We start from the raw sequence: 13,497 nt of genomic DNA on the forward strand, positions 1-13,497 counted from the left end.
GAGCTTCAAGGCCGACGACGTGGTGAATACGCTGGAGCGGGTGACCCGAAAGTATGGCGTGCCCAAGGAGATCCGCGTGGACAACGGCCCGGAGTTCATCAGCCGGGCGCTAGACCTCTGGGCATACATGAACGGTGTGACCTTGGACTTCTCCAGGCCTGGGAAGCCCACGGACAATGCCTTCGTGGAAAGCTTCAACGGCAAATTCCGGGCAGAGTGCCTGAATACGGCTTGGTTTTTGTCGCTGGTTGAGGCACAGGCAAAATGTGAGGCATGGCGGAGAGACTACAACGAGGTCCGACCGCACAGTTCCATCGGCCACCAGACCCCGGCGGAGCTGATTTTTGCCTCAGGCCAGGCATGCCTGGCCTGAGGCAAAACCTGAGAAAATTCTCACTGCAAATGGTCCAAGGTTGGGGGCATCTTCAGGGGAACATGGACTAACACAATAAGTGGTACAACTTTTGGGGGCAGGTCAGCTCTGGAGCGCATCGGCTGGAACGTCCACAAACGGTGTCTCTGGCCGGAGGATGTCCTCAGGCGTGGGTCTGTGCCGGACCTTGCCCGCAATTTCGCCAACGATCTGTGAGAAGTCGATGGGCAACTTGCGCGGGTCAGAGCGCTTGCCCCCGACAAGGACCTCAAAGTGCAGGTTGGGGCCGGTTGTGCGGCCTGTGCGCCCGATGAGGCCCACGAGCTGTCCCGCCTCAATGGGCTGCCCCGAAACCACGGCAGCCTGCTTGAGATGCGCGTAGCGGCTCACCAGGCCATTCTCGTGAAGAATGTCCACGGTCAGGCCATACCTGCCCATCCAGCCCTTGTGCGCGACGACGCCTTCCAGCCAGGCGAAGACCTCTGTTCCTGCGGGGCGGGAGATGTCCACCCCCTTATGGAACTTCTTGCGCTTGTTGATCGGGTCGCGGCGCTTGCCGAAGCCAGAAGTCACGCGGACCTTGCGGGCTGGGAGTTCTGTCTCGGTCAATGACATGTCGTCCAACTTGGATACGGTTCCCAACTGCTCCGGCGTAATGACTGTTGCCTGCACCGGAGCCGCCGCTGCCACGTCCTGAGCGTGCGCCGGAGCACGCATGGCGAACACGGCGATGATGAACGCCAGGAGCACGAGCCAAGACCACGTGGTCACAATCACACGTCGGCGGGCTGGGCCTTGATGCGCCATGCGTCCTCCCTGGTGGTGCGTTTGGCTGTTGCGCCCGTCTGCTACGGCCTGCCGCGAAGCAGCCGCAATCCGTTGAAGATGACCAGGAGCGAGGACCCCATGTCCGCCAGGATGGCCGTCCAGAGCGTTGCGACCTGGAAAACGGCCAGCAGCAGGAAGATGGCCTTGATGCCCAGGGCGAAGGCGATGTTCGCCTTGATGATCCCCAGGGTGCGGCGCGAGTGCCGGATGAGCCAGGACAGCTTGGACAGGTCGTCGGACATGAGGGCCACGTCGGCGGTCTCTATGGCCACATCCGTGCCGATGGCCCCCATGGCTACGCCGAGATGCGAGGCCGCAAGCGCGGGCGCGTCGTTGATGCCGTCTCCGACCATGGCGACACGCTTGCCGGACTGGACAAGCTCCTCCACGGCCCGCGTCTTGTCCTCGGGCAGCAGGTCTGCCCGGAACTCGGTGACACCAGTCTCCTCCGCGATCCGTTGCGCGGTCCTGGCGTTGTCTCCGCTGAGCATGACGATGGTCCCGACTCCCAAGGCCTTGAGTTCGGCCAAGGCCGTCTTGGACTGGGGCCGGACCCTGTCCTCAAGCAGCAGGCTGCCCAGCACCTTGTTCCTGTCCCACACCAGGATCGACGTCCCGGCGGAGCGCTCGTGGCGGGCCAGGACCAGGGCCAGTTCCTGGGGCTGGGGGACAGAGCCGAATTCATCCAGGAATTTCCGGTTGCCGATGAAGTAGTCTTGTCCCTGGATGCGGCCCTGTGCGCCAAGGCCTGGGCGAGCCTGGGCCTCCTCCACCGGGGCGAGAGCGGCTCCGGTGCTGGCGGCGTGCCGCACGATGGCCCGGGCCAAGGGATGGCTGCTGCGCGACTCCAGGGCGGCGGCGATGCCCAGCAGCGTGGCTTCCGGCGTGCCATTCAGTGCGTCCACCGCCGTCACCGTGGGCCTGCCGTGAGTCAGGGTGCCGGTCTTGTCCAGGGCGATGGCGGTCAGGGTGGCGGGAACCTCCAGGAACACGCCGCCCTTGACGAGCACGCCATGGCGCGCAGCCGAGGCCAGCCCGGCGACGATGCTCACAGGGGTCGAGATGACCAGGGCGCAGGGGCAGGAGATGACCAGAATCACCAGGGCCTCATAGAGCCAACGGCTCCATTCCCCGCCGAAGAAGAGGGGCGGGACTACAGCGAACAGGGCGGCGACGCCGATCATCACCGGGGTGTAGAAGGCCGCGAACTTCTCCACCCACTGCACGGCCCTGGCCCGCTTTGACTGGGCCTGCTCCACCATGCGCATGATCCTGGCCAGGGTGGATTCGGAGGCCGGTTTCGTGGTCTCTATCTCCAGCGCACCTTCGGCGTTGATGGTTCCAGCAAAGACTACGTCGCCCGGTTCCTTGCCCACGGGCATGGATTCCCCGGTTATGGGGGACTGGTCCACGGCGGAAACGCCGGAGCGCACCACGCCATCAAGAGGGACGCGGTCGCCAGGCCGCACCAGCACTCGCGCCCCCAGAGGCACATCCTCCACGCGGGTCTCGATTGGCGTCGGGGAAGAAGGCGAGAACACAAGCGCCTTGTCTGGGGCGATGCTCATGAGGGCATGGATGGCGTTGCTGGCCCGAGAAACGCTCCAGGCCTCCAACTGGTTCGCCAGTGCGAACAGGAAGGCCACCGAGGCTCCCTCGGAATATTCGCCGATGGCCATGGCTCCGGCCACAGCGAGAACCATGAGCAGATTCATGTCCGGACGCAGGGAGCGCAGAGAGTACAGCGCCTTGGGCAGCACATGCCAGACGCCGACCAGCGATGCTCCTATCCAGAGCGCCTTGGCTGCCAGCGGAGCGGATGCGCTTTCCCTGAACGCGGCCAGGAAAGAGCCATGCTCGGCCATCATCAGCAGAAGACCCACAGCCAACATCAGGCCGCTGACCGCGCACAGCGCCTCGCGACCCCGGCGCTGCCAGAGGCTGGACTTCGAGGTGGAGCAGCTCCCGCCGCAGCAAACGCAGCCAGCCAGAGGAGCCTCGAAGCGCTCCGCTTTCATGCCTGTCCTGGTGACGGCCTCAATGATCTGCTCCGGGCTTACCGTCAGGTCCGAAAGGTCGACGTGCAGCTTGCGTTGCAGCAGGTCGAAGGTGAGCCGGGATTCCTGCCCCACCAGGGGGGCGAGCGCACGCGTGAGTACGGTCACCTCTTCGGAACAGTCCATTTCTCTGATGATAAACGTCGTTGCCATATGTTGCTCCAGTATATGTGTCAGCGAGGTGCAACCAAGGGGGTGTTCATGTGAACAGATGCTCATGCTTTCACACGTCGCGGTCGATGTCAATTGCGCACGGCTGGCCCTGTGTCAACCAACGAGGTCTTCGACCAGGGGGGCAGCGGGCACGCAGCTCTTGCTGATTGTCCTACTGAAGCAATGTCTGCCACCTTCCATGGGCAGTTCAGTTCGACGCTCGCGCCGGGGCAAGGAGGGCGTCCACTACCTGGTCTGCTGAGATTTTGTCGTCCAGGGAGACCACGTCGAAACGCACGTCCACTTCACGTTTTGCCTGGGCCTGTCTCTGTCGTTTCGGGATGTTTTCAAGCCGGATAACATGCACGGTCTTGCCTTGGGCATAGGGCCGTAGCCACGCCGTGAATCCGCCAGCGGCCATTTTCCCGCCGTGACCCGGCCCCGGCCCACCTCCTAGGAGCACATCGAAGGGTTGTGCGGAACCGCTGAAATGCCCCAGAAAGGCCTGCTCCGCCGACACGCCCCAAGGGCTGATGCCGATGACCACGTCGGCTTCGCCCCGAAGATGGAAGCCCTCGGCGACAACCTCTCTGGTCTGTTGCTCCGTTGGACGCCCGTCCGTGCCGGTGGGCATGGGGAAGCGTACAAAGGCGATACGCAAACCGCTCCGGACCAGAATTTCGCCCTTGACCTGCATGGGAGCCGTTGTCCAGCGGGCCAGGCCCTTGGGCGCGGAATCCCCCACCAGGGCCAAGTCCGCCGGAGTGAGCAGCATGGCGTCGTAGCGCATGGCCGCATGCGCCCTGGCCACCGCGCCCGGAGCGCGCATGGCCGGAACCTTTCCGCCGTCCGGCGCGGCCAGCTCAAATGGACCGGCCACGAACAACCGCACCACGCCCTTTTCCGCTTTCGTCCTCATCGATTCGATGAAACCGGCCCGCCGGGCCAGCCCGCCCATGAGCTTGCCCCCTCAGGTGGGACAGGGGGCATACTCCCCGTTGGTGTTGGACGTGTAGTATATCTCCAGGGCCTGCCCGGCATTGGCCGGGCCGGGCAGGATGGCGAGGAGCACCAAGATTGTGAGCAGGCCCCGTGTCATCTGGCTCCCCCGATGGTTATTTCATGTCCGCGAGTTCTTTTTCGATCTCTTTGAGAAGCTCCGGGTCGTCGGTCGTCGCGGCCTTTGCCTGCTGGAGATGCTTCTTCGCCAGGTCCATCTTCTTCAACCCATGCTTGTTGATCAGGCCGAGATAGAAGTGAGCGGTGGAATCGCCAGGCTTGGCCTTCAAGATTGCCTCGTATTCCGCAATCGCCTCGGGGAAACGGCTGAGCTGGGCCAGGGCAAAGCCGTGGTGGTAGCGAGTCCCCATGTTTGTGGGGTCCATGGCGACGAGCTTGCCCCAGAATGGCTCGGCCTTTTCCCATTGCTCGGACTCGTTGAAGATGTGCGCCAGTTGGCTCACGGCTTCCTTGTCATTGGGATTGTCCTTGAGCTTGGCCATGAGCGGGGCCACAGAAGACATCATTTCCGAGTCCTTGGTATTGGCGCCCGCATGTTCCTTGGAGGCCGGGACATCGACGCCCATGACGAAGGAGGTCAGGAATATCGCCAGGACGCCGACGCCCATCATGGCGATGACCATCTTACGCATGGGGGACTCATTGTTCACGGTGATGGTTCTCATCCTATTTCTCCAGCGCCTTGGCGGTTTTCTCGCGTCTTGACCGCAAGGCAAGCAGCGGGAAGAGGCAAATGATCACGCTGCCGATCCAGACCCAGTTGACCATGGGGTTGATCGTGACCTTGAGCGGTGAGACGAGTTCCCCCTTTACGTCGTGGATGGTGGCATACAACTCGTTGCCAAGGCTGAAGATTACGGAGACCTCGCTGTTGGGGTGGTCGAAATTGCGATATGAGCGGCTCTGCGGGGTCAGCTCGCCGACAACCTTGCCGTCTTTGACCACTTGGACGATGGCCTCATCGACGTTCATTTCCGAGGTTTTGAACTGTCGCATCCTTGTGTATGTGAACTCATAGCCTTCAAGCGAGATGCTCTGGCCGGGCGACAACGGCGCTTCCGCGCTTTTCTGGAACGGTCCGGACACGGCCACCCCCAGAACGATGCAGGCGAAGCCCAGGTGGGAGCCGTGGCTGCTCCAGAAGCTCCGGCTGTGCACAGCTTTGGGGATAGAGAAGGCGAGCAGCACAGAGGAGACGGCAACGGCGGTAGCCGCACCCACCCCGGCCACAGCCAGCACAGGCTTGATGCCGAGCCACAACCCTACCCCGAGGACTCCGACCCAGACGGCGACGGGGATGGCCGCCATTTTGGGCTTCTCCAGGCTTCCTCGCCAGCCAAACCAGGGGGCCACGGCCAGCAGCATGGCCAAACCGGTGAACAGCGGCAGGCAGATGGTGTTGTAGAAGCCCTTGGTCATGCCCATGGGCTTGGGTTCCCACAGTTGGCTGATGACGGGCCAGATGGTGCCGAGCAGCACGATGCCGCCGAGGGCGATGAACAGCCAGACGGACACGGTCATCAGCCCTTGCCTGCTGCCCATCTGGGGCAAAGCGGGGGCATTCCCGCGCGGCATGGCCGCGATGACGACGAGGCTGAGCGCCATGCCGAACGCGATGGTCAGGATGAGGGGACGGCCCACGCTGCCCGCGCCGAAGGCGTGCAGGGATTCCACCACGCCGCTGCGCACGAGGTAGGTGGCGAAGAGACAGAGCAGCAGGGTCAGGCAGGCCAGAAAAACGTTGGTGCGCGGCAGCGTGCCGAAGCGCCGCTCAAGAAGCGCCGTGTGCAGCAACGCCGTGGCCGAGAACCAGGGAATGAGGGAGGCGTTTTCAACCGGGTCCCAGGCCCAGTACCCGCCCCAGCCCAGTTCCATGTACGCCCACCAGCCGCCCAGAAGGATGCCGGACGTGAGGAAGGCCCAGGAGAACAGGGTCCAGTTGTGGGCAGTGTTCACCCAGGATTTACGCTCGCCGGAAAGAGAAAACGCCAGGGCGAGACAGGCAGGAATGGTGAACCCTGCATAGCCGAGGAAAAGCAGCGGCGGATGCAGCGCCATCCCGATGTTGCGCAGGAGCGGATTGAGGCCCTGCCCGTCTGCGGGAGGAGTGGCCAGCGCCACGAAGGGGTTGCTCATGCCGGTGAGCAGCAGAAGGAAGAAGGCTTGGATGGGCAGGTAGAACATCCAGAAATAGAGCCGCGTCCTCGGGGAGAGTTCCTTGTAGGACTTCGAGTAGAGGAAGGCCACGACCGCCAGGCCCATGGTCAGCGCCCAGAAGAGCAGCGAGCCTTCTTGGCCCGCCCAGAAGGCCGCGATGGTGTAGAGCAGGGGCAGGGACGTGTCAGTGAACTTCGCCACATAGGCCAGCGAGAAGTCATGGCCGATCAAGGCTCGAAGCAACATGGTCGAGGCCAGGATCATGAGCAGAACCGCAAACAGGTGCGCCCGCTCCAGCCACGACGTTGTTTTGTCCTGGCCAGACCACGCCTCTATGCAGGCGAAACCTGCGGCTGCGATCGAGATGAGCAGGGCGAGAAGCATGGCCCAATGTGCGGCGAAATACATGACACCTCCAGCGGTTCTGAGAGTGAGAATGGTATCGTGGGCATGCCATGAGTCATCGGCAACCACCCGGCCAGGGAGGCTGCGGCCCCCAAAAAAGGCGGGGCAAAGCGGCCCGCCTTCCAATGTTCAGCGGGAAAGATGAGCAGGCTGCTACCAGCAGCCCATGCCCATTCCGCCCATGCCCATACCCATTCCGCCCATGCCGGAACCGCCCATCATGCCCATGCCGTGGCCCATGCCGGAGGCAGGGACGCCTTCCTTGGCCAACTGGTTGCGCAGGTTCATCTGGGCCTCGTAAAGCTTGGCGTTCAGATCGCCGATCTCACGGGTCAGGGTCTGGAACTTCTTGGTGTCGGTGGTGCCGCCGTAGTACAGGGCGTTGAGTTCCGACTGCTTGGCGAAGAGCTGCTGGCGAACCGGGGCGGTGGCCGTGTTGTACTCGACGTACAGCTTCTGGATGACGGCCTGCTTCTCAGGGGACATGCCGTACATGCCACCCATGCCCATTCCTTGTCCCATCATGCCCATGCCGGAACCGCCCATCATGCCCATGCCGCCCATGCCTTGGCCCATCATGCCCTGAGCGCTGGCCATTCCAGCCAGGCCAAGAACGGCCACCAGGGCCAGCGAGAGAGTGAGGATGCCCATGCGTGTCTTCATGATCGTCTCCTTTCCAACGTTTGGGTTGGTTCAACGTGTTGTCTTGATCCTGTGAAAGAACGGAGCACGTAGGTGCTTTGGTGTGGGGCTGCCTTCAAGCCAGACCAACCACTTCCGTCTTTCTCCACTGCACGCTATTTTTCCATCTACACCACCTGCACGTCAGTGCAACACTTGTTTGAACGTGTTGAACTCGTCGAGGGTGATTTCGCCGTTGGCCAGCCGGTTCTTCAGGATTCCCAAGGAGTCCCTGCTGCCCACCGTGTTGCCTCCTGTGGATGCGCCGAGCCTGCCGACATTGGCGGCCAGAAGCAGCAAGAGCGCCAGAAGCAGCAGGCAAACCAGAATTCCGAATCCTCCGCCGAATCCAGCAAATGGTGCGTTCGCGCATCCCCACATGGCCTTCTCCTCGTACCAGGCGTTCCTGGCTGCGCTTGTGCAGCGCGCTGCACCCGGCGTCCTAATTCAGCCCGTGATAGTCGTATAAAGGCAAGCTCCGTGCCAATGGCTGTCCTCGTCTGCATAACGCTATTATTACAGGCATTATAAGAATCTTTTATCCGGCTGGTCATGGGCTGTGCATGACTTTCTGGGTAGGAAGTATCCACCGTCTGCACCTTATGTGCAGAAGGGATGCACAGCTTTTGTACCTCCAAGAGGAAGGGGGGCTTCTTCTCGCGGGGGCATTTTCGGCTGAGGAAAGGGGCGGACCGTGATGGCCCGCCCCAGGTTAAGGGGAGAGGAGGTGGAGGATGAGATTCGTTCTACCAGCAGCCCCAGCCGTTGTAGCCCATGCCCATGCCGCCCATGTGCATGCCGCGCATGCCCATCCCGTAGCCCATGCCGTAGCCGGAAGCCATGCGGGGGGAGGTTGCGCCGGTCTTGGCCAACTGCCTGCGCAGATTCGTCTGGGCGGAGTAGAGCTTGGCGTTGAGGTCGCCGATTTCCCTGGTCAGGGTCTGAACCCTGCCGGAGTCGGCGGACCCGCTGTTGTACAGCGCGTTGAGTTCCGACTGCTTGCCGATGAGCTGCTGGTTCAACTGGTCCGTCGCTGTGGCGAAGTCGTCGTAGGCCTTCTGCACGGCGGCCTGCTTTTCAGGGGCCACGCCGTTCATCATGCCGGGGCCGCCCATCATGTAGCCCTGGGCATTGGCCATGCCAGCCAGGCCGAGCACGGCCACCAGGGCCAGCGAAAGGGTGAGTATGTTCATGCGGGTCTTCATGTGTTTCTCCTTGGACTGTTCGTTCGTGAAGTGTCTTTGATGGTCTCGCGAAGGGAGGGCTACCAGCCCCAGCCGCCGCAACCGCAGCCCCAGTAGCCCATGGGCTGGGCGTAGACAGGACCATTCATGCCGGGGCCGTACATCATGGGACCCTGGGCGCTGGCCATGCCAGCCATGCCGAGAACGGCGACCAGGGCCAGGGAAAGGGTCAGAGCCTTCATGCGAATCTTCATGGTGTCCTCCTTGGTTGTGTTCGGTTTCGAGTTGTTGGTCATGTCAGCCAAGGGGCTACCAGCCCCAGCCGCAACCGCAGCCGTAGCCCATGGGCGGACCGTATCCCGGCCCATTCCAGCCAACGGGAGCGGTGCCCGAGGGCAGCGCGGACTGGGCCGGGGCCTGCGGCTGGGCCGTGGTCTGCGCCTGGGAAGGCAGGGACGAGCCGACCAGGATGGCTGTGCCAAGAGCCATGGCGGCAATGAAGGAACCTTTCTTCGATGAAATCTTCATTTCACTATCCTCCGGTTTGCGGTTTGATTTCGTTTCGTCTTTCGAGATCACAGCACGTTCTTGAGCGTGTTGAACTCATCCACGTTGATCTCACCCTTGGCCAGCCGGGTCTTCAGAATCTCCAGGGAATCTCTCCGGTCTGCGGCGTGGTCTCTGGTCGCTCCCCTGGAGCCGAACACCTTCACGGCCAGGTAAACCAGGAGGAGCAGGAGCAGCAGGCCGGCAAGCATTCCGAACCCGCCTCCGAAGCCCATTCCCCCGAAGGCCATGGATGAGATGTAGCCGCAGTTCCACATGGTCTTCTCCTTGGTTTCCGAACTTGTCGGGCTGTCAGCTACAGCCCCTCGGGTTAGTCTCTTCTCCTCAACTCGTTACGGAACGGATAAGGCAAGTCGCGTGCCAAGATGTCCTTTGCTGTTCAACATGCTTAAATCATGTGTGTAAATTATTTATGAACGCCCGGCGGGGTGAGCTGGGCGGCCTATTGAGGATAAAAAGTATCCATGCTGCTGGACATGAAGGGAAGAATGGATACACTCTCCTTCAGACAAACGGATCATGAGGATGTTGAAATGACGGCTTTACATTCCGCCCCTTCCCTGCGGCGCAGTTCCTTTTTGCAGCTCTCTCCATGGCTGATGGTCGGCTTGGCCGTGATTTTCGGCCTCGCCATCGCCGTGCTCGCCGCCCGCAACACCCAGCGGGAGAAGCTGCACATGTCCCAGAACCTCTCGGACAGGGCCGGGTCCCTCATCTGGGCGTTGGAGGCCGGAACGAGGGCCTGGATGGGCATGCGCGGCAGCCAGAACTTGCAGGCGCTTCTGGAGGAGACGGGAAAGCAGCCCGGCATCACCTTTATGATGGTGACGGACCAGACCGGCCTGATTCTGGCCCATAGCGACAAGTCGAAGATCGGGACACGCGGCTATGATGCCGACACCTTGGCTGCGCTCGGTGCGGGGGATGTCCAGAGATGGCGGATTACTGATTCGCCGGAAGTCGGCAAGGTCTTCGAGGTGTATAAATCCTTCTCCCCGCAGCCCGGCTTCCGGCAGGAGATGTGGCATGAACCCATGGGCGAGTGCTCGTGGTGGAATCCCGGCTCCTCCATGCGGTCGATGCCCGGAATGGCCAAGCCTCTCCCACAGGAGAAGCAGGTGCTGTTCGTGGGCCTCGACGTGCGCCCCTTCGAGGCAGCCCTCGAAGAGGACTTCCGGAACACTGTGGTCATCGCCCTGCTGGTGGGGCTGCTAGGATTTGGCGGCTTCGTCTCGCTGTTCTGGGCGCAGAGTTCCCGGCGTTCCCGGCGGCTGCTTCAGGATGCGCGAGCCTTTGCCTCCGAAGTCGTGACGAGCCTTCCCGTGGGCCTGCTGACCACTGATCCTGACGGGCGTGTCGCCCTGACCAACGAGACGGCGTCAGGACTGCTCGGGGTCGGCTCCGAGAAGCTGGCCGGGACGCCGCTACGCGACACCGGAGGCCTGGACTGGGAGTCCTATGCCTCGGAGCTGGCGCAGGGAGAGTCTGTTCTTGAGCGGGAGGCGGAACTGACGGACGCGTCGGGCAAGCGCACTCCGGTCAGCCTCAGCGCATCCCGCATCGTCAACGAGGAGGGCCTGTTCCTGGGCCACCTGTTCATCCTGCGCGACCTTGGCGAGATCAAGCGTCTTCAGGAGCAGGTGCGGCGCAATGAACGCCTTTCGGCCTTGGGGAACCTCGCCGCTGGCATCGCCCATGAAATCCGCAACCCCCTTAGTTCCATCAAGGGCTTCGCCGCGTATCTGGCCGGGAAGATCAAGACGGAAGGCCCGGACAAGGACGCTGCCAAGGTCATGATTCAGGAAGTGGACCGGCTCAACCGGGTCGTCTCCGAACTGCTGGAGTTCGCCAAGCCGGGACAGCCTGTTCTCAAGAACGAGGACGTCAACGCGGTCATCGAGCGGGCCTTGCGCTTGTGCGGGTCGGACGCCTCGGGCAAGGGCGTGGAGGTTCGTTTCCAGAAGGACGAAGCCTTGCCACCGGTCCCCCTGGACGCGGAGCGGATGACCCAGGCGCTGCTGAACCTGTTCCTCAACGCCATCCAGGCGACGGAGCGAAACGGTGTGCTGGAGGTATCCGCGCGCCGCGAGGGCAGCCCTGGCCGACTGTCCGTGCGCATCGCCGACACGGGCAAGGGCATGCCCCCGGATGTCATCGCCAACATCTTCAACCCCTATTTCACCACAAGGCCGTCCGGCACAGGGCTGGGCCTTGCCATCGTGCACCGGGTGGTGGAGGGGCATGGCGGGGAGATCAAGGTGGAAAGCCAGCCCGGCACCGGGACCACGTTCACCATCCTGCTGCCCCTGGAAGGGCAGGCTGCATAGGAGATCGAAAGGTGAAGCCCTCCAAGACGAAGCTGCTCGTTGTCGATGATGATTCCGGCCACAGGAACATGCTGCTCACGCTCCTGGCCGACTGGGGTTACCGCGTCGAAGGCGCGGAGGACGGCGACTCCGCAGTGGTCCTGTGCCGTCAGCGTCCCTACGATCTGATCCTGATGGACGTACGCATGGCCGGGCTGTCCGGCATTGAGGCGCTCAAGGAGATCAAGGCCTACAACCCGGCCATCCCCATCCTGATCATGACGGCCTACTCCAACGTGGAGTCTGCGGTGGAGGCCATCAAGGCCGGAGCCTACGACTACCTCACCAAGCCCCTTGATTTCGACGAACTCAAGCTGACCCTGGAGCGCGCCCTGGACCACACGTCCCTGCGCGACGAGAACAAGGCCTTGCGCGTGACCCTGGCCGCCTCCTTTGATCCGGGCGGCATCATCGGCTCAAGCCCCCCCATGCGCCAGCTCCTGGACATGCTGTCCACCATCGCCCCCTCCGAGGCCACCGTGCTCATCACCGGCGAGTCCGGGACGGGGAAGGAGCTCATCGCCAAGGCCATCCACGCCAACAGCTCCCGCAGGAATGGCCCATACGTGGCCGTCAACTGCGCGGCCTTGACCGAGACCCTGCTTGAGTCGGAACTCTTCGGGCATGAGAAGGGGGCCTTCACCGGGGCCGAGAGGCGGCGCGATGGCCGGTTCCAGATGGCGGACAAGGGAACGATCTTTCTCGACGAGATCGGTGAAATCTCCATGACCATGCAGGTCAAACTCTTGCGGGCCATACAGGAACGGGAAGTCCAGCGGGTGGGCGGGGACCACGCCATCAAGGTGGACGTGCGCATCCTGGCCGCCACGAACCGCGACCTCATGCATGAGGTGGAGTTGGGGCGCTTCCGGCAAGACCTCTATTACCGGCTGAATGTGGTTACGCTTTCCTTGCCGCCGCTCCGTGACCGTGTTGAGGACATCCCGCTTCTCGCCACGCATTTCCTGAAGAAGTTCGCGTCCAAGAACGGCAAGCAGGTCAAAGGATTCACCCCTGAGGCCATGGACCGGCTGCTCAAATACCCCTGGCCGGGAAACGTGCGGGAGCTGGAAAACGGCGTGGAGCGGGCCGTGGTGCTGCTCGCGGGCGAGTACATCCGCGAGCAGGACTTGCCTTCAGCCATCGCCCTGAGCGGCGCGGGGGCCTCGCCAGCCGGGGTGAACATCCAGGACATGACCCTTGACGAGATCGAACGGGTGGCAATCCTGGATGCGCTTGAGGGCGCTGGCGGGAACAAGAGCGAAACGGCCCGGAAGCTCGGCATCACGCGGAAGACGCTCCACGCCAAGCTCCAGCGGTACGGGGTTCTCTGACCTTTCTAAGGACACTTCCGAGAGCTGTACCATTCGCAAAGTAGAGCCAGCGAGTGGACTCACTGGCTCAAAAATGCCCACTTCCCTCAACGGCTCGGCGCCAGTGCCATTTCTTGAAGCCCAGGTTCGGGCCTCTTGGGGCGGGAGCCTCACAGCGTCGGCTGATATGGATTCTTCCGCACTCAAGGGACCGGACATCGCCGACCTCATCAACAAGCCGTACTTGGTGAAATGACCGGCATCAGCAAGGAGTCAGCTAATACAAAATGAGAAGGCCCCCGAAGGGGCCTTTTTCAGCCGCCCGTTAGGGCGGGAGCGAGACTTGCGGGCTCGGGCCGATGCTGAATCATCCGTCCTTTTGTGCCCATCTTC

General features: G+C 62.5%; 14 protein-coding genes. 3 read left to right on the plus strand and 11 right to left on the minus strand.

The genetic code is table 11. The annotated features are described in order from the left end of the window. On the plus strand, window positions 1-373 hold a 373-nt coding region (locus tag RDU24_RS14630; protein WP_308736518.1), incomplete at its 5' end, for an integrase core domain-containing protein. A 102-nt stretch (window positions 374-475) separates the two neighbouring features. On the opposite strand, the gene RDU24_RS14635 is transcribed toward RDU24_RS14630, so the two are convergent. From RDU24_RS14635 to RDU24_RS14690, 11 genes are all read right to left on the minus strand, one after another. Further along, window positions 476-1,180 carry a M23 family metallopeptidase gene (locus RDU24_RS14635; protein ID WP_308736519.1) on the minus strand — a complete coding sequence of 235 codons (705 nt, stop codon included), beginning with the start codon at window positions 1,178-1,180 and terminating at the stop codon, window positions 476-478. Window positions 1,181-1,221: 41 nt separating this feature from the next. Beyond that, complete coding sequence (locus RDU24_RS14640) at window positions 1,222-3,411, minus strand: heavy metal translocating P-type ATPase (protein WP_308736520.1); 2,190 nt, start codon at window positions 3,409-3,411, stop codon at window positions 1,222-1,224. Window positions 3,412-3,619: 208 nt separating this feature from the next. Beyond that, window positions 3,620-4,510, minus strand: coding sequence for a UshA-like (seleno)protein family 2 (locus tag RDU24_RS14645; protein ID WP_441319112.1), 891 nt, complete (start codon window positions 4,508-4,510; stop codon window positions 3,620-3,622). Window positions 4,511-4,526: 16 nt separating this feature from the next. Then, window positions 4,527-5,096, minus strand: a complete 570-nt coding sequence (locus tag RDU24_RS14655) for a tetratricopeptide repeat protein (protein WP_308736523.1) — start codon at window positions 5,094-5,096, stop codon at window positions 4,527-4,529. A 1-nt stretch (window position 5,097) separates the two neighbouring features. Next, window positions 5,098-6,996: a heme lyase CcmF/NrfE family subunit gene (locus RDU24_RS14660; RefSeq protein ID WP_308736524.1), complete on the minus strand. Its 1,899-nt coding sequence runs from the start codon at window positions 6,994-6,996 to the stop codon at window positions 5,098-5,100. Between the two features lie 150 nt (window positions 6,997-7,146). After that, on the minus strand, window positions 7,147-7,656 hold the full coding sequence (locus RDU24_RS14665) for a periplasmic heavy metal sensor (RefSeq protein WP_308736525.1): 510 nt from the start codon (window positions 7,654-7,656) through the stop codon (window positions 7,147-7,149). Window positions 7,657-7,818: 162 nt separating this feature from the next. Further along, on the minus strand, window positions 7,819-8,055 hold the full coding sequence (locus tag RDU24_RS14670) for an SHOCT domain-containing protein (RefSeq protein WP_308736526.1): 237 nt from the start codon (window positions 8,053-8,055) through the stop codon (window positions 7,819-7,821). 365 nt (window positions 8,056-8,420) lie between these two features. Continuing rightward, the gene (locus RDU24_RS14675; protein ID WP_308736527.1) at window positions 8,421-8,879 is read right to left on the minus strand and encodes a periplasmic heavy metal sensor; all 459 of its coding nucleotides are present in this window, start codon (window positions 8,877-8,879) and stop codon (window positions 8,421-8,423) included. Between the two features lie 59 nt (window positions 8,880-8,938). Beyond that, on the minus strand, window positions 8,939-9,112 hold the full coding sequence (locus tag RDU24_RS14680; protein ID WP_308736529.1) for a hypothetical protein: 174 nt from the start codon (window positions 9,110-9,112) through the stop codon (window positions 8,939-8,941). Window positions 9,113-9,167: 55 nt separating this feature from the next. Next, window positions 9,168-9,386: a hypothetical protein gene (locus tag RDU24_RS14685; RefSeq protein ID WP_308736530.1), complete on the minus strand. Its 219-nt coding sequence runs from the start codon at window positions 9,384-9,386 to the stop codon at window positions 9,168-9,170. Window positions 9,387-9,433: 47 nt separating this feature from the next. After that, a complete protein-coding gene (locus tag RDU24_RS14690) occupies window positions 9,434-9,682 on the minus strand; it encodes an SHOCT domain-containing protein (RefSeq protein ID WP_308736531.1) in 249 nt (82 codons plus the stop codon). 276 nt (window positions 9,683-9,958) lie between these two features. Between RDU24_RS14690 and RDU24_RS14695 the strand changes: the two genes are divergently transcribed. Next, window positions 9,959-11,752, plus strand: coding sequence for an ATP-binding protein (locus tag RDU24_RS14695; RefSeq protein WP_308736532.1), 1,794 nt, complete (start codon window positions 9,959-9,961; stop codon window positions 11,750-11,752). A gap of 68 nt (window positions 11,753-11,820) precedes the next feature. Then, a complete protein-coding gene (locus RDU24_RS14700) occupies window positions 11,821-13,125 on the plus strand; it encodes a sigma-54-dependent transcriptional regulator (protein WP_374989785.1) in 1,305 nt (434 codons plus the stop codon). The last annotated feature ends 372 nt before the right edge of the window (window positions 13,126-13,497 follow it).

The sequence above is a fragment of the Humidesulfovibrio sp. genome (assembly GCF_031082295.1).
Lineage (GTDB): Bacteria > Desulfobacterota > Desulfovibrionia > Desulfovibrionales > Desulfovibrionaceae > Humidesulfovibrio.